Source organism: Streptosporangium sandarakinum, from assembly GCF_013409935.1.
Taxonomy (GTDB): domain Bacteria; phylum Actinomycetota; class Actinomycetes; order Streptosporangiales; family Streptosporangiaceae; genus Streptosporangium; species Streptosporangium nondiastaticum.
The window spans coordinates 1230460-1245767 of sequence record NZ_JACCCO010000002.1; the positions used below are offsets into that span (position 1 = coordinate 1230460).

A 15308-nucleotide genomic window follows, 5' to 3' on the forward strand; every position below is an offset into this window, starting at 1 on the left:
GTCATGGCAGCTCTTGTGGTGATCGGCCCTGGAGATCCGGGTGATCCCGGCTGGGTGGAGGCCCGTTCCGTCGCCGGGATCGCCGAGCTGGCCCGCGCCGGGCACACCGTCGTCGTGACCCCCGCGGCCCTGGTCGGGAGCGCCGCCGGGCACGCCGAGGAGGCCGCGGAGCTGGCCGTGGCCGCGGTCTGCGTCTGGGCCGGGGCGCGGGTCCTGCGCACGACCCGCCCCGGCCCGGTACGGCAGGCCGCCGAGATGGCCGACGCCCTCGCCGGGCGGCGCCCGCCCGCGCTGACCCGCCGCGGCCTGGCCTGAGACCAGGCCAGGCCGGAGCGCGTGCCTACGGCGTGGACTCGCCGATCTCCTCGGGGCTCGGCACCAGGTGCCGCGTCCGCTTCTCCAGGTGCTGGAACGCCTCCTCGACCGTGGTGGCCCAGGAGATCGCGTCGAAGACGTTCGGCCGGGTGAAGCCCGCCTCGTGCAGGTTGTCCACGAGCTGCCGCAGCGGCGCGTAGAGCCCCCAGGGGTCGAGGACCACGAGCGGCTTGTCGTGCAGGCCGAGCGTGCGCGCCGTCCAGATCTCGAACAGCTCCTCCAGCGTCCCGATGCCGCCGGGCAGCACCAGGAACGCGTCGGACCGGGCGTCCATGACGCCCTTGCGCTCCCGCATGTCGGTCGTGACGACGATCTCGTCGGAGTCCTCGTCGGCGACCTCGATGTCGACCAGGGCCTGGGGAATGACCCCGATGGTGCGGCCGCCGCCCGCGCGGGCGGCGCGGGCCACCGCGCCCATGCAGGAGACCTTGGCGCCGCCGCTGACGAGCGTGTGGCCCCGCCGGGCGATCTCGGCCCCCACCTCCTCCGCCAGCGTCAGATACTTCGCGTCGATCTTCTGGCTCGATGCCAGGAATACGCATACGAACACGTTGAGACCTTACGACCGTCTTTTACTGGGCGTCGCCGACCGTGCCCGCGGCCGCCCGCTCCTCGTCCTCGCGGTGCCGCGACCGGTTCCGGTCGGCGTCGGTGATGATCCGTACGGCCTCGTCCACGTCGTCGGTGACGTAGATCAGGTCGATGTCGGCCGGGGAGATCTTGCCGGAGCCCACCAGGGTGGTCTTCATCCAGTCGAGCAGGCCACCCCAGTACTCGGTGCCCATGAGCACCACGGGGAAGGAGGTGACCTTGCGGGTCTGCACCAGGGTCAGCGCCTCGAACAGCTCGTCCATCGTGCCGAAGCCGCCGGGGAGCGTCACGAACCCGCACGCGTACTTCACGAACATGGTCTTGCGGACGAAGAAGTAGCGGAACTCGATGCCGAGGTCGACGTACTCGTTCATCTGCTGCTCGAAGGGGAGCTCGATGCCCAGGCCCACGGAGACGCCGCCCGCCTCCCTGGCGCCCCGGTTGGCCGCCTCCATGCAGCCGGGCCCGCCCCCGGTGATCACGGCGTAGCCCGCCTCGGAGAACTTGCGGCCGAGCTCGATGCCCATCTCGTACTCGGGCGTGCCCTCCTTGGTCCGCGCGGACCCGAAGACGGTGACCGCCTGGGGCAGTTCGGCGAGTTGTCCGAAGCCCTCCACGAACTCCGCCTGGATGCGCATGACCCGCCAGGGGTCCATGTGCAGCCAATCCGCCGGCCCCCTGCGGTCGAGGAGCCTCTGGTCGTGCGTGGAGTCGGAAACGAGGGCGCCGCGCACCAGGGATGCCCCCTGCCGGCGTTCCGGGCGTGTCTTCTTCATGCCGAACACGCTAGCCCGTTCAACAAAAATCTTGAAAAATCTACTGGCGAACACGGAACCGGATTTCGCCGAACGCGCGTCTAACCGCCGAGGGTGCTGCTCGGGACTGAAAGTGGCTTTCCCCGTCAAATGGCCGACGAGGAAAGCCACTTTCATTTGGGCCCGGCCCGTCCGGGTCGCCGGGCGGGCCGTCAGCCCAGCCAGCCGGGCATGCCGGCCGTCAGCTCAGCCAGTCGAGCATTCTGCGCTCGCACTCGACGATCTTCTCCAGCGCGACGTACTCCCCCCGCTGGTGCGCGAGATTGGGATCTCCGGGCCCGTAGTTCACCGCGGGAACGCCGAGACCGGAAAAGAGCGAGACGTCGGTCCAGCCGAGTTTGGCCCGCGGTTCGCCGCCGACGGCCGACAGGAAGGCCGCGGCCACCGGGTGGGACAGGCCGGGCCGCGCACCGGGCGCCCCGTCGGTGAAGTGGACCTCGAACCCGTCGAACACCCCGCGCACGTGCTCCTGGGCCGCCTCCAGCGACAGGTCCGGGGCGAAACGGTAGTTGACGGTGACCACGCACTCGTCGGGGATCACGTTGCCGGCGACTCCGCCGTTGATCGCGACCGCGTTCAGGCCCTCGTGGTACTCCAGCCCGTCCACGACGGGCCGTCTGGCGCGGTGGCCGTCGAGGATCGCGAGGACCGGACCGGCCGCGTGGACGGCGTTGACCCCGAGCCAGGACCGGGCGCTGTGCGCGCGTTTGCCGCGGGTGACGACCTGCGCCCGCAGCGTGCCCTGGCAGCCGCCCTCGATCACGCCGTCGGTGGGCTCCATGAGCACCGCGAAGTCCCCGGCGAGCCAGTCGGGGTGCCGGCGGCTGAGCCGGAGCAGGCCGTTGCGCTCGACCTCGATCTCCTCGCAGTCGTAGAAGACGTACGTGACGTCCCGGCTCGGCTCCGGCAGCGCGGCGGCCAGCCGCAGCGCGACCGCGATGCCGGACTTCATGTCGGAGGTGCCGCAGCCGTACAGCAGGCCGTCCTCGACCCGGCTCGGCAGGTTGCCGGCGACCGGCACGGTGTCGATGTGCCCGGCGATCACCACCCGCTCGCCGCGGCCCAGCGCGGTGCGGGCGACGACCGCGTCGCCGTCGCGGTGCACGGTCAGGTGCGGCAGCGCCCGCAGCGCCTCCTCGACCGCGTCGGCCAGCGCCTTCTCGTGACCGCTGACCGACTCGACGTCCACGATCCGCGCGGTGAGCGCGCCGACGTCCTGTGTGAGATCCAGACGCGTACCCATGCTCGCGACCTTACCGGCCCGGCCGCGGATCTCCCCGGGGCACGCGACCGCCGGGCGGGCCCGCCTCGGTCGGCTCCGGTACGGCGGGCGGGCGCGTGGCCGGTCGACTCCGGTACGGCGGGCGGGCGCGTGGCCGGTCGACTCCGGTACGGCGGGCGGGCGCGTGGCCGGTCGGAGAGCCCGCCACGGCCGGATGGACGGCCCGGAGGCGGATCCCCGCGCCTCGCCGTACCGGTAGGTTCTTCAGGGTGCGACGGCGCTTCTCCAAAGGGGTCATCGCGATCATCGTGATCGTGGTCCTGCTCGCGGTGGCCATCACCGTGGGCGTCTTCAAGCTTCTCCATCGGGTCCCCACCCTCGCCGGGCCCGGCGAGGGCTGCCGGGTCACCACCCCGAAGGGCACCCGCGACCTGGACATCGAGCAGGCCCAGGTGGCCGCCGTCATCGCCGCGGTGGCGGCCCGCAGGAAGCTGCCCGAGCGGGCCGTGGTCATCGCCTACGCCACCGGCATCCAGGAGTCCAAGCTCTACAACCTCACCTACGGCGACCGCGACTCGGTGGGGGTGTTCCAGCAGCGGCCCTCCCAGGGCTGGGGCAAGCCCGAGCAGCTCGTGGACCCCGTCTACGCCACGGGGAAGTTCTTCTCGGCGCTGGTGAAGGTCAAGAACTACCGCAAGCTGCCGCTCCACGAGGCGGCCCAGCGGGTGCAGCGCTCGGCCGACGGGTCGGCCTACGCCCAGCACGAGGACGACGGGGAGATCCTGGCCGCGGCGTTCACCGGGCGGGTTCCCGGGGCCGTGCACTGCTGGTTCCCCCCGAAGCCGAGCAAGAGTCCCACGGCCGTGCGCGCCACGGCGAAGCCGGCGAGCGCGACGCCGCCGCCCGCCACCGAGCGGGCCAGGCGGCGGCTGGCCCGCGCCCTGGGGCCCGGCGCCACGCTCGACACCGGCTCGCGCAGGCGCGGCTGGCTGGTGGCCTCCTGGTCGGTGGCGCACGCCCAGGAGTTCGGGCTGCGCCGGATCCGTTACGACGGCCGGGCCTGGACGTCGGCGAAGGGCGAGGACGGCTGGCGCCCGGACGCCGCGGCGACGGCGGCGCGGGTCGAGATCTCCTGAGGGGTCCGCTCCACCGCCGGCGGAGGTCCCGGCCGCCCCGGACCCGCGCCGCCCCGGACCCGCGCCGCCCGGTTCCGTGCCGGGAGCCGGTTCCGGCCCGTGCCGGGCCGGGGTTCCCGTCAGGCGAGGTCGGCGCGCCGGTGGAAGGTGATCGAACCGGGCGGCAGCGGCTGGGCGTGGAAGGACCTCCAGCGGTGGCCCTGGAGCCGTTCGAAGCTGAGCAGCCGGCCGTCGGCGGCGCGGTAGTCGGCGAAGTCGAGCAGCCCCCGCTCGGGCATGCTGACGCCCTCTCCGCGGAAGGCGGCCGTGCCGCGATCCACCGGGAAGAACTCGACCCCCTCGACGGTCAGCGTGGTCTTCGCGGGGATCATGCCCTGGGTGGGCACCCGCGTCCACAGCAGCACCTCCAGGTGGAGGGCGTCGTCGGAGCCGGGGCGCGTCTCGATCGACAGCCACCGGTCGCGGCGGGAGCCGTCGTCGAGGAGGTACTCGGTCCACTGGTTGCCCTGCCATGACAGGTACAGGGCTCCCATGACGCGGCTCCGCGCGCCCTGGCACTCGATGGTGTCGCCCACCTTGATGGCGCGGGGGTCGGGATGGTCGACGCCGGCGTGGCCCGCCTCCGGCCCGGACGGCGACGCGGACGGCGGCGCGGCCCCGGTGGGCGGCGGCGCGGTCCCGGCTGGCACGGCCCGCGCGGGGGGCGTCCCAGCCGGTGAGCGGCGCGCGGAGCGCCGCCCGCTCCGCCGGGCGGCCGCCACGAACACGCCGGCCAGCAGGACGAGGGCGACCACGCCCAGTCCGACTGCCACGGCGGCCCCAGAGATCATGGCGCCGGATCCTACTGGAGGCGCCGCACCGCCGCACTTATCCGCTCATCCGTCGCGGTCACCGCGATCCGGACATGCGACGCGCCGGCCGGGCCGTAGAAGTCGCCGGGGGCCGCCAGGATGCCCTTCTCGGCCAGCTCGCGGACCTGCGACCAGCAGTCGGCGCCGTTGGAGGCCCAGAGGTACAGCCCGGCGACGGAGTGGTCGATCTTCCAGCCGGCCGCCTCCAGCGCGGGGCGCAGCGCCGCGCGCCGGGCGGCGTAGCGGGCGCGCTGCTCGTCGGCGTGCCCGTCGTCGTCCAGGGCGGCGGCCGCCGCCGCCTGCACCGGTCCGGGCACGATCATGCCGGCGTGCTTGCGGACCTCCAGCAGCCGCCTGACCAGCGCGGGGTCGCCCGTGACGAACCCGGCGCGGTATCCCGCCAGGTTGGAACGCTTGGACAGCGAGTGGACGGCGAGCAGGCCCTCGTGCGAACCGCCGCACACGTCCGGGTGCAGGATCGAGACCGGCCGTTCCTCCCAGCCCAGCTCGATGTAGCACTCGTCGGAGGCGATGACGGCCCCGCGCTCGCGCGCCCAGGCGACGACCTTGCGCAGGTGCTCGGCGGGCAGGACCTTGCCGGTCGGGTTGGACGGGGAGTTGACCCAGACCAGCGGCACCCGCTCCGGGCCGAGCGAGAGCAGCCCGTCGGTGGCGTACGGCTCGGCGCCCGCGAGGCGGGCCCCGACGTCGTAGGTCGGGTAGGCCAGTTCGGGGAAGACGACCCGCTGCCCGGGGCCGACGCCGAGCAGCGTGGGCAGCCAGGCCACCAGCTCCTTGGAGCCGATCAGCGGCAGCACGTCCGCCTGGTCGACGGTCACCCCGTGCCTGCGCCGCAGCCAGCCGGCCGCGGCGGCGCGGAGCCGCTCGGTGCCGTGGGTGAGCGGGTATCCGGGGCTGTCGGAGGCGTCCGCCAGGGCCTGCCGTACCAGGGCGGGGACCGGGTCGACGGGGGTGCCCACCGACAGGTCGACGATCCCCTCGGGATGCGACCCCGCGAGCTCCTTCAGCGGCGTGAGCCGGTCCCATGGGAAGTCAGGCAGATCGATCACGGCTCTCCCCCGCTGGACGTCTCCCCCGCCGGCGCGGGAGATGGCTTGTCATCGGTGTGGCCCCGCGCGGCGGGGCCGGGCGGCTCCGCCGGGGAGGGCGGAGCCTCGCCGGGCGGGGCGGCTCCGTGCCGCCGCCGCCCGCCGGCGTGCGCTCGGTGACGCTCGGTGTCGCTCAGTGGCCCTCGGCCTGCGGGGGCAGGACCGAGACGACCGGGTGGTCCTTTTCGATCTTTCCGACCTTGGAGGCGCCGCCGGGGGAGCCCAGTTCCTCGAAGAACTCCACGTTGGCCTTGTAGAAGTCCTTCCACTGCTCGGGAAGGTCGTCCTCGTAGAAGATCGCCTCAACGGGGCAGACGGGTTCGCACGCACCGCAGTCCACGCACTCGTCGGGGTGGATGTAGAGCATGCGCTCGCCCTCGTAGATGCAATCGACGGGGCACTCCTCGATGCACGCCTTGTCCAGGACGTCCACGCAAGGCTGCGCGATGACGTAGGTCACCTCGGGCTCCTTCTTCCTTTACGCACCTAGGCGCGACTTCGACCGCGGGGTTGCTACGCCCTAGTATTGCCGTGCCCGTCACATGTCCGAAACGGGAGGGGGCAAAAACGATGGCCCCAGGCCTCGGCGCTCGCCTCGTCATCACCATAACCCCATCCGACGTGGGGAAAAGGGTAACCACGCGACGACGGGTCCCCGAGGGGTTCCGGGACGCGGTGGGCGTGCTGGAGTTCTGGCGCGACGGCACGCTGGGCGTGCGCAGGCGCGACGGCTCCCTCGTGGAGATCGCCGAGGACACGCTCGCGGCGGCCAGGATCGTGCCGGAACGCCGGGGTTAGGCCCGCTCCCCGAGGACCCGCGCCCGTTCTCCGATGATCCCGGCGTAACCCCTTTCCCAAGAACGGCCGCGCCTCCTCGACCGCCCCGCGTGTCGCGGCGAGTATCCGATGGGTGACCGTACGCATCAGCGCCGCCGCCGTGCTCCTCGTCGCCACGATCGCCGGGTGTGGCGCCCCGGCCACCGAGACCAGGCAGCTTCCACCGGTCAAGGTGGACGCCGCCTCCATGCTGGAGGGGTTCTCGACCATGGACCGCCTGGTCGAGGCGGCCCGCAAGGAGGGCACGCTCACCGTGATCGGGCTGCCGCGCGACTGGATCAACTACGGCGAGATCATCGACACCTTCTCCCGGGAGTACGGGGTCAAGGTCGATCAGCTCGAACCCGGTGCGAGCAGCGAGCGGGAGATCCAGGCCGCGGGCAGGCTCAGGCCCGACGTGTTCGACCTGAGCCTGGAGGTCGCGGTCGCCCACGCCGGCTCCTTCGCCCCCTACCGGGTGCAGGGCTGGCAGGACATCCCCGACCGCGTCAAGGACCCCGCGGGGCGCTGGTACGCCGGGTACGGCGGCTACATGTCCATCGCCTACGACTCCTCGAAGGTCGCGGCCCCTTCGTCCTACGCCGACCTGCTCAAGCCCGGTTACCGCGTCGCGCTGCCCGGTGACCCCCGGCAGTCCGCGGCGGCCTTCGGCGGGGTGATGGCGGTGTCCCTCGGCGACGGCGGCGCCAGGGTGGAGCGGGGCGTGGAGTTCTTCGACCGCCTGCGCAAGGCGGGCAACCTCGCGCCCGCGGAGCGGGCGGCCAACGCCGTCATCGACTGGGACTACCAGAACGCCGCACGGGCCGCCGCGGCGGCCGGGGCGGGCCGGCCCGGCTGGAAGGTCGTCGTCCCGGGCGGCACCGCGCTCGGCGGCTACTACGTGCAGGCGATCAGCAGGAACGCCCCGCACCCGGCCGCCGCGCGCCTGTGGGAGGAGTTCCTGTTCTCCGACCGGGGCCAGAACCTCATGATGAAGGGCTACGCCCGCCCGGTGCGGACGGAGGCCCTGCGGATGCGCGGCGCCCTCGACCAGGCGCTGGCGGCCAAGTTGCCCGCGACCAGGGCCGAGCCGGTCTACCTGACCGTGTCGGAGATCGACGCGGCCAAGGGCTACCTCCGCCACCGCTGGGACGCGAAGAAGGCCGACTGACATAAGGAACCCGTGGGACGGTCGCTCACCAAAGGGGCTTCTCGGACTGATATGTCGGGGCATCTCCGAGGCTCTAAAGTGTCTCGGGAGCACCGGCAAGAGGCCGTGGTGTTCGGAAGAGAGCTGACGTCTTGCTAAACGACACCCCCGGCATGACGAGGTGGAGCGTTCGCGCCCACGACACCGGCTTCGGATACGTCTCCGCGTACGGCGCGCCCCTGGTCGACCTGCTGGACCCGCGGCCAGGTGAGCGGGTCGTCGACCTCGGCTGCGGCATCGGGGTGCTGAGCGCCGAGATCACCGCCCGGGGCGCCCACGTCCTCGGGATCGACGGCTCGGCGGCGATGATCGAGAAGGCCCTGGCGCAGTACCCCGGGATCGACTTCATCGTCGGCGACGGCAGCGACTTCACGGTCGCCCAGCCGTACGACGCGGTCTTCTCCAACGCCGCGCTGCACTGGATGGGCCGCGAGCCGGACGCGGTGATAGCCAGCGTGCGGGAGGCACTGGCGCCGGGCGGGCGGTTCGTCGCCGAGATGGGCGGCGCGGGCAACTGCGCCGCGCTGACGGCGGCGATGTCCACCGCCTGGCGGGAGCACGGGCTGCCCGAGCCCGACCTGCCGTGGTACTTCCCGACCCCGGCCGAGTACGCCGCGCGGCTGGAGCGGGGCGGGTTCGTCGTCCGGCTGCTCGAGTACTTCGACCGGCCGACCCCCATGGACGAGTGCCCGGACGGGGCGGCCGGCTGGGTGCGGATGTTCGCCGGGTCACTGCTCCGCACGGTCCCCACCGGGATGGTCGAGCCGCTGCTGCGCCGGGTCAACGAGCTGGCCGCGCCCGCGCTGCGCCGGGAGACCGGTTGGATGGCGGACTACGTGCGGCTCAGGTTCGCGGCCGTACGCCGCTGAACCGGCCCGATGCGCCGGGGTGATTTGCCAGACTATGGTCTGTTCCATAAGTCTCGTTCCCCGGCGACGTGAAGCGAATCGGGCGGCTGGAGGGGCTGGGAAGGGGAGCGGATGAACTTCTGTCTGAGTGACCTCGTGCCGCCGCTGCGCTGGAGCGACGCGGCCACGATCCCGGAGCTGGCCGACCAGCCCGACCTGCCGGACGCCTGGTGGCGCAGCCTGCCGCTGCACCGGGTGCTGGCCGTGCTGGGCACGGAACGGCTGGCGGAGCTGCTGGCCCGGATCGCCCTGGATCACTGGCCGGCTGCCGCCGTGGGCGACGTGCTGCCCGCGCTGTACGTCCTGGACCCCGACGAGGCGGACGAGCCGTGCACCGCCATCGCGCTCGACCGCACCGGCTCCTGGGCGGGCCTGCTCGCCCTCACCGGCCGCGAGCTGCGCGACCAGCCCTTCATCCAGGCGTTCCCCGTGGTGCACGTGCTGTTCTGCGCGGCGTTCGACCGCTTCGCCCACCCCGAGCGGGCCGAGGCCGACCGCTCCCCGGCGTCCGTGCCCGCCGCCCCCCTCGCCTCCGCCGCTCCCGAGGCCCACGAGCCGGATCACGAGGCCCACGAGGCCCCTCGGATCCTTGAGGCTCCCCGGGTCCCCGAGGCTCCCCGGGTCCCCGAGGCTCTCCAGGCCGAGGCCGGGCCGGTCCCCGGCTCCGGGCCCGGACCGCTCCCGGACCGGGCCCCGGACTCGAACTCGGAACCGGCCCCGGACCCGGAACCCGCCGCGGACCCCGAACCGGAGCACGAGCCGAAGCACGAGCCGGCCCGCGCGGCCGAACAGGCCGCCGAACCCGAACCGGACCCCGTGGCCGAGGCCGAGCCGGACCCCGCGCCCGCCCCCGGCCCGCCCCCCGCGGCGTCACCGGCCGCGGCGGACGCCGGAGCCGCGGCGGACGACGCGGACCCGGCCGGGCCCGCTGCCGAGCACACGCCCTCCGACCTCCCCGACCTGCTGGACGCGGCCTTCGCCGGCCTGGACGACCGGAGCTGGGCCGTCGCGCAGAACAGGGTGTTCAGCGACGACCCCGCCGCGGTGGAGGCGCTGGCCAAGCTCTTCGCGGTGCCGCCCGCCGCCATCGCCGAGGTGGAGGCGGACCTGCGGCGGCGGCTCGCCGAATGGCTCGCCTCACCGGAGGCGGCGCCGTACCGGGAGCACCTGGCGGAGGTCAGGCGGACCCTCGGCAAGGCGGCCCCCAAGTCGCGCCTGGTCTCGGCCGCCGGCTGGCACCGGCGGGAGCTGTCCTCCCTCGACGTTCCGGCCTGGCAGTTCGTGCTGGCCACCCTGGACGGCTACCACCTGGTCGACGAGTGGCTGGTGGAGGGCGACATCGTGGCGCTGCGCCACCACACCCGCGACGTGATCAGCCGCGCGAAGCCGCCGCTGACCATGACCAAGGCGCTGTCGCTGGTCGCCTCGCTGGGCATCCATCCCGACGTGTCCAAGGAGTGGCTGGAGAACGTCCCCCAGCTCCGCATCCTCAGCGCCGGGCAGAAGGTCCCCCAGCGCCAGGGCGGCGGGTCCCAGGCCGGGCGTCCCAAGGAGGCCAGGGGTCCGAAGGACTCCAAGGGGCCCAAAGAGCCGAAGAGGGCCGGAGAGAAGGCCGAGGCCCCCCCGCCGCGGGCCTCGGCGGAGAACACGGGCCGGGAGCCGGACACCCCCGTCCGGGAGGCGGACCGGCCGCCCGGTGAGGCCGGCGGACGGCCCGGCGCGGCGGGACAGGCGGGCCGGTCGCCGTTCCGCCCGCTGAAGGACGTATCGGTGACCCGGCGCTGCTTCCGGCAGCCGGACGGCCGCTGGTGGCTGCGGGTCGACATCACCGCCGAGCACCTGCGGGGCGACGAGTGCCCGCTGCCCAGCGGCTTCGCCGCCTACCTGGGAGTGTCGCCCGGCGCCGCCCGTACGGTGGACAGCGCGGTGGGCGAGGTCACGCTGAGCTGGCGCGAGGGGCCCGTCCTCTCGTCGCTGGGACCGCTCCTCGCCGACGTGGGCGCCAAGGAGGGAAGCCACCTGTTCCTGACGCTGTCGGACGAGGGGGTGCTGCGAGCCAGGCACCTGCCCGCGGCGGACCCGGACGACGAGCCGCTCGCCCGGGCGCTGCGACTGGTCGGCTACACCGCCCCGGGCGGCACCCCCGAGCAGGCCGTCCGGGTCATCGCCACCCGGGTCGGCCTGACGGGGCCGGTCAGCTCGCCCGACCTGCTCAGCCGGCTGCGAGAGCGCGGGGACCGCGACCTGCTGTCCCTGCTGGCGTAGCCGATGCCCCGGCTCGCCATCTCCCCGGAGTTCCCCGCGGAACTCGGCGCCCTTGCCCAGCCGGCGCGCCGGGACGTCGTGGTCGCGGTGCGCCGGTTCATGCAGGGCGTGGCGGGCGCGCCGCACCCGGAGCGGATCAGGGGGGCCGGCGACCCCCGGGTCGCCACCCTCCGGCTGGCCGAGGGGCACCGCGGCGTCGTGGTCAGGCAGCGCGACGTCCACTGGCTGCTGACCGTGCTGCCCGACGCCGAGGCGTGGGCCTACGGCCGGCGTCACCGGTTCGGGGTCAACACCGCGCTGGGCGTGGTCGAGATGTGGGACGCCGAGGCGCTCGGCCGGGCCGAGCCCGCGCTGCGCCGGGCCGCGGCCGCCACCTCCGCGCGGCTGTTCGCCGACAACTGCGACACCGACCTGGCCGAGCTGGGCGTCGACCGGCGGCTGCTGCCGCTGATCCGGCTGATCACCGACGACCTCGCCCTGGAGGCGCTGGAGCCGCTGCTGCCCCCGACGCAGTACCAGCCGCTCGCCGCGCTGGCCCGGGGCGAGTCGCTGGCCGGGGCGTGGCGGGAGCTGGACGCCTGCCGCGCGGTCCCCCCGGACGGGCGCCCGGTCGATCCGGACGACTTCGCCGCGGCGCTCCTGCGCAGCCCGGACCGGGCCGTCTTCGTCGGCAGCCCGCGCGAGCTGAACCACGTGCTCGACGCCCCGGACTGGTGCGTCTTCCTGCACCCGCCGCAGCACCGGCTGGCCTACCACGGGCCGTACGAGCGGCCGGTGCTGGTCACCGGCGGCGCGGGCACCGGCAAGACCCTCGTGGCCCTGCACCGGGCCGTCTGCCTGGCGCGGCGCGGCGCGGGCCCGGTGCTGCTGGTCACGTTCTCGCAGAAGCTGAGCGCCGACCTGTCCGCCCGGCTGGACCTGCTGGCGGAGGACGAGGAGGTCCGGGAACGGATCGAGGTCGGCAACGTCGACCGCCTGGCGCACCGGGTCGTCTCCGAGGCCGAGGGGCGCGCGCCCGCGCTGGCCGACTCCGCCGATCTGGTCGCCCTCTGGGAGGAGAGCGGCGGCGGCCGCAGCCCGGCGTTCCTGCTGCGCGAGTGGGAGCAGGTGGTGCTGGCGCAGAACCTGCGGACGCTGGAGGAGTATCTCGCCGCTCCCCGCCCGGGGCGCGGCGTGGACCTCGGGCCCGCCGAGCGGGAGGCCGTGTGGCGGGCGGTCGAGCACGTCACCGGGCGGCTGCGGGAGCGGGGCAAGCGCACCCTGCTCCAGCTCGCGGCGGAGGCGTCGCTGCTGCTCGGCCGGACGACCGGCGACCTGCTGGGCGACGAGGAGCCGTCCCGCGAGCCGTACCGGCACATCGTGGTGGACGAGGCGCAGGACCTGCATCCGGCGCAGTGGCGGCTGTTGCGCGCGGCGGTGCCGTACGCCCCCGACGACCTGTTCATCACCGGCGACCCCCACCAGCGCGTCCTCGACACGCGGGTGCCGCTGGGCTCGGTCGGCATCGACGCGGTGACGACGCGGCTGCGGGTGTCGCACCGGCTGCCGCAGGAGATCCTCGCGTGGGCGGTGCGGCTGCGCGGCGGCGGGCCCGCCGACGGCCTGGTGAACGGCGCCCAGGAGATGTATGGCTTCCGCTCGCCCGGACACGGGCCCCGCCCGATGGTGCGGGCCTACGATTCGCCGGAGGAAGAACTGACCGGTCTGGCGGTCCAGGTGAGAGAGTGGGTCCGGGACGGCGTGCCGCCGCGGGAGATCGGGGTGGCCGCCAGGACCGCCGGTCTGGTGCGCGACGCCCGGGCCGCGCTGCGCGATCTGGGGGTGGGAGTGACGACACTGCACGGAATGAAGGGTCTGGAGTTCCGGCGGGTCGCCGTGATCGGCGTGACCGACGGGATCGTGCCCGCCCCAGGAGCGCTCACCCCCGCCGCGGAGGACCCCGCCGCGCGGGCGCACGACCTGCAACGTGAGCGCGGCCTGCTCTACGTGGCCTGCACCCGGGCCAGAGAGCTGCTCTACGTGTCTCACACAGGACGCGCCAGCCCCTTCCTTCCCACCTGAGTACATATTCTGAACTGCGGATATATTCCCCTTTTGCCGGTTGGACCTCAATGAACCTCAGCCTGAGCGACATCGTGCCACCCCTGCGCTGGACCTCCCCCGGCCAGGTCGCGCCGATCGCAACCGATCCCCGTCTCCCCGAGGCGTGGTGGCAGGCGCTACCGCTCGACCGGGCATGCGCCGCCATCGGGACCTCCGAGGTCGCCGGACGTCTGGCCGACCTCGCCCTGACGTGCTGGGGACATCTGACGCTCGGTGACGTCCTGCCGCTGCTCAGGTTCACCGACCCGGCCGCCAGCGTCCGCATGTCCGAGGGCCTCGGCCGCGAGGCGGTGCACAGGCTGTTCACCGAGGTGCTGGAGCGGCTGCTCGAACCGGTCACCCCGGAGAGCGTCGCCGCCCGGACGCGCCCCGCCCGGCCGGACCGGCCGCTGCCGGAGCTGATCGACGAGGTCTTCGCCGACCTGGACGAGCGGCAGCGCGCCATCGCCAGGGACCGCCTCTACGCCTCCCAGCGCGCCACGCTCGACGACCTGGCCCAGCGGTTCTCGGTGACCAGGGAGCGCATCCGGCAGATCGAGCGCGACCTGCGCGACCACGTCGAGGCGTGGCTGGCCGGCGAGGGCGCCGCGCCGCTGGTCGCCCACGTGTCGTGGCTGCGGGGCCGGCTGGGCTCCGCCGTACCCGCCGACGACCTCGCCGCGGCGGTGCCGTGGCACCGCACCGACCTCGCCACGCTGGGCATCCCGGCCTGGCGGTTCGTGCGGACCCTGCTGACCGGCTACGAGCAGGTGGACGGCTGGCTGGTCGCCGGCGGGGCCGACGAGCTGCGCGAGAAGACCCGGCAGCTGTTCGCCGACGGCCCCCGCCCGCTGGAGGAGGCCGTCACGCTGGTCAGCCAGCTCGGCATCCGCGAGGACGTGGCCGAGCGCTGGCTCGTCTCGGTCCCGCAGCTGCGGGTCTTCGAGAACCACGTGGTGCCGTGGCCGCGCAGCGTCAACGACAAGGCCGAGGCCGTGCTCGCGGTGTCGGGCAGCGCGCTGACGCCCGAGGAGATCCAGGAGCGCATCGGCGAGGACTACAGCCTCGTCGGCATCCGCAACCAGCTCACCGCCGACGACCGGTTCCTGCGGCTCGACCGCAACAAGTACGGCCTGACCCGCTGGGGCGGCGACCAGTACCTCGGCATCCGGGAGATGATCGTCCGGGAGATCGAGCGGGCGGGCGGCGAGGAGTCGGTCAACACGATCGTGGCGAACCTCACCTCCCGCTACGACGTGAGCGAGAGCTCGGTCCGCGCCTACGCGGGCGGCCCCGGCTTCGAGCGCACCCAGCGCGGGTGGATCCGGGTGGCCGGCACCGAGCAGGCCGACTACCAGCCGCGCCGTGACGTCTCGGCGACCCGGCGCTGCTTCCGCAGCCGCGACGGGCGCTGGTGGCACCGGGTGGACATCAACGCCGAGCACCTGCGCGGCTCGGGCTCCCCGCTGCCCACCGGGTTCGCCGCCCACCTGGGCATGGCCCCTGGCGGCCAGCTCACCGCGGCCACCCCCTCGGGCGACGTGGTGATCAGCTGGCACAACCAGCCGACGATGGGGTCGATCCGCCCGATCCTGGTGGCGGCCAACGCCTCCGAGGGCGACCACATCTTCCTGACCGTCTCCGACGGCGGCGAGCTGCTGACCCGCTTCCTGCCGGCCGCCCAGCCGAACCTGCCGTCGCTGAACCGGGCGCTCCACCTGATCGGCTACACCGCCCCGGTCGCCTCCGAGGCCGAGGGGCTCCGGCTGATCGGCGCCCGCATCGGCCTGCCGGAGGGCGTGGGCCGCGAGGAGGTCCTGGCGCGGCTGCGCGAGCGCGGCGACCGGGAGATCCTGGCGCTGCTGGAGGGCACGGCCGCCTGACCCCGCCCGGCTCACCTTCCCGGTCGCACCCCGCCCGGGGCCGTA

The 15308-nt window shown here is 74.0% G+C and carries 14 protein-coding genes; 8 read left to right on the forward strand and 6 right to left on the reverse strand.

The window, feature by feature from the left end; translation table 11 throughout:
• The first annotated feature begins 3 nt into the window (after positions 1–3).
• Positions 4–315, forward strand: coding sequence for a hypothetical protein (locus tag HDA43_RS23975; protein WP_179825326.1), 312 nt, complete (start codon positions 4–6; stop codon positions 313–315).
• A gap of 25 nt (positions 316–340) precedes the next feature.
• Here HDA43_RS23975 and HDA43_RS23980 read toward each other — a convergent pair whose 3' ends face one another.
• The 3 genes from HDA43_RS23980 to dapE all read right to left on the reverse strand — a co-directional run bounded on the left by HDA43_RS23980 (position 341) and on the right by dapE (position 3024).
• Positions 341–925, reverse strand: a complete 585-nt coding sequence (locus tag HDA43_RS23980) for an LOG family protein (RefSeq protein ID WP_179825328.1) — start codon at positions 923–925, stop codon at positions 341–343.
• Between the two features lie 22 nt (positions 926–947).
• The gene (locus HDA43_RS23985; protein WP_179825330.1) at positions 948–1742 is read right to left on the reverse strand and encodes an LOG family protein; all 795 of its coding nucleotides are present in this window, start codon (positions 1740–1742) and stop codon (positions 948–950) included.
• Positions 1743–1962: 220 nt separating this feature from the next.
• A complete protein-coding gene (gene dapE, locus HDA43_RS23990; RefSeq protein ID WP_179825331.1) occupies positions 1963–3024 on the reverse strand; it encodes a succinyl-diaminopimelate desuccinylase in 1062 nt (353 codons plus the stop codon).
• Positions 3025–3272: 248 nt separating this feature from the next.
• Here dapE and HDA43_RS23995 point away from each other — a divergent pair, with 248 nt between their 5' ends.
• Entirely contained in the window at positions 3273–4139 is an 867-nt protein-coding gene (locus HDA43_RS23995; protein ID WP_179825333.1) for a hypothetical protein, read from the forward strand.
• A gap of 119 nt (positions 4140–4258) precedes the next feature.
• Here HDA43_RS23995 and HDA43_RS24000 read toward each other — a convergent pair whose 3' ends face one another.
• From HDA43_RS24000 to fdxA, 3 genes are all read right to left on the reverse strand, one after another.
• The gene (locus HDA43_RS24000) at positions 4259–4951 is read right to left on the reverse strand and encodes a DUF4178 domain-containing protein (RefSeq protein WP_312873511.1); all 693 of its coding nucleotides are present in this window, start codon (positions 4949–4951) and stop codon (positions 4259–4261) included.
• 29 nt (positions 4952–4980) lie between these two features.
• Entirely contained in the window at positions 4981–6060 is a 1080-nt protein-coding gene (gene dapC / locus HDA43_RS24005) for a succinyldiaminopimelate transaminase (RefSeq protein ID WP_179825353.1), read from the reverse strand.
• Positions 6061–6232: 172 nt separating this feature from the next.
• Complete coding sequence (fdxA, locus tag HDA43_RS24010; protein ID WP_179825355.1) at positions 6233–6559, reverse strand: ferredoxin; 327 nt, start codon at positions 6557–6559, stop codon at positions 6233–6235.
• A gap of 161 nt (positions 6560–6720) precedes the next feature.
• Here fdxA and HDA43_RS24015 point away from each other — a divergent pair, with 161 nt between their 5' ends.
• The 6 genes from HDA43_RS24015 (at position 6721) to HDA43_RS24040 (ending at position 15263) form a co-directional block, all read left to right on the forward strand.
• Positions 6721–6897 carry a putative acetyltransferase gene (locus HDA43_RS24015; protein ID WP_312873512.1) on the forward strand — a complete coding sequence of 59 codons (177 nt, stop codon included), beginning with the start codon at positions 6721–6723 and terminating at the stop codon, positions 6895–6897.
• Positions 6898–7009: 112 nt separating this feature from the next.
• Entirely contained in the window at positions 7010–8086 is a 1077-nt protein-coding gene (locus tag HDA43_RS24020; protein ID WP_179825362.1) for an ABC transporter substrate-binding protein, read from the forward strand.
• A 152-nt stretch (positions 8087–8238) separates the two neighbouring features.
• Entirely contained in the window at positions 8239–8994 is a 756-nt protein-coding gene (locus HDA43_RS24025; RefSeq protein WP_179825363.1) for a class I SAM-dependent methyltransferase, read from the forward strand.
• 111 nt (positions 8995–9105) lie between these two features.
• Positions 9106–11298: a hypothetical protein gene (locus HDA43_RS24030; protein WP_179825364.1), complete on the forward strand. Its 2193-nt coding sequence runs from the start codon at positions 9106–9108 to the stop codon at positions 11296–11298.
• A gap of 3 nt (positions 11299–11301) precedes the next feature.
• Positions 11302–13359, forward strand: a complete 2058-nt coding sequence (locus HDA43_RS24035; protein ID WP_179825365.1) for a UvrD-helicase domain-containing protein — start codon at positions 11302–11304, stop codon at positions 13357–13359.
• Between the two features lie 50 nt (positions 13360–13409).
• Positions 13410–15263, forward strand: coding sequence for a sigma factor-like helix-turn-helix DNA-binding protein (locus HDA43_RS24040; protein WP_179825366.1), 1854 nt, complete (start codon positions 13410–13412; stop codon positions 15261–15263).
• Positions 15264–15308: the final 45 nt, after the last annotated feature.

Coding starts and splice junctions, on each gene's coding strand:
- HDA43_RS23975 (WP_179825326.1), top strand. CDS start 4: ATGGCAGCTCTTGTGGTGATCGGCCCTGGAGATCCGGGTGATCCCGGC.
- HDA43_RS23985 (WP_179825330.1), bottom strand. CDS start 1,742: ATGAAGAAGACACGCCCGGAACGCCGGCAGGGGGCATCCCTGGTGCGC.
- dapE (WP_179825331.1), bottom strand. CDS start 3,024: ATGGGTACGCGTCTGGATCTCACACAGGACGTCGGCGCGCTCACCGCG.
- HDA43_RS24025 (WP_179825363.1), top strand. CDS start 8,239: ATGACGAGGTGGAGCGTTCGCGCCCACGACACCGGCTTCGGATACGTC.
- HDA43_RS24030 (WP_179825364.1), top strand. CDS start 9,106: ATGAACTTCTGTCTGAGTGACCTCGTGCCGCCGCTGCGCTGGAGCGAC.
- HDA43_RS24035 (WP_179825365.1), top strand. CDS start 11,302: ATGCCCCGGCTCGCCATCTCCCCGGAGTTCCCCGCGGAACTCGGCGCC.
- HDA43_RS24040 (WP_179825366.1), top strand. CDS start 13,410: ATGAACCTCAGCCTGAGCGACATCGTGCCACCCCTGCGCTGGACCTCC.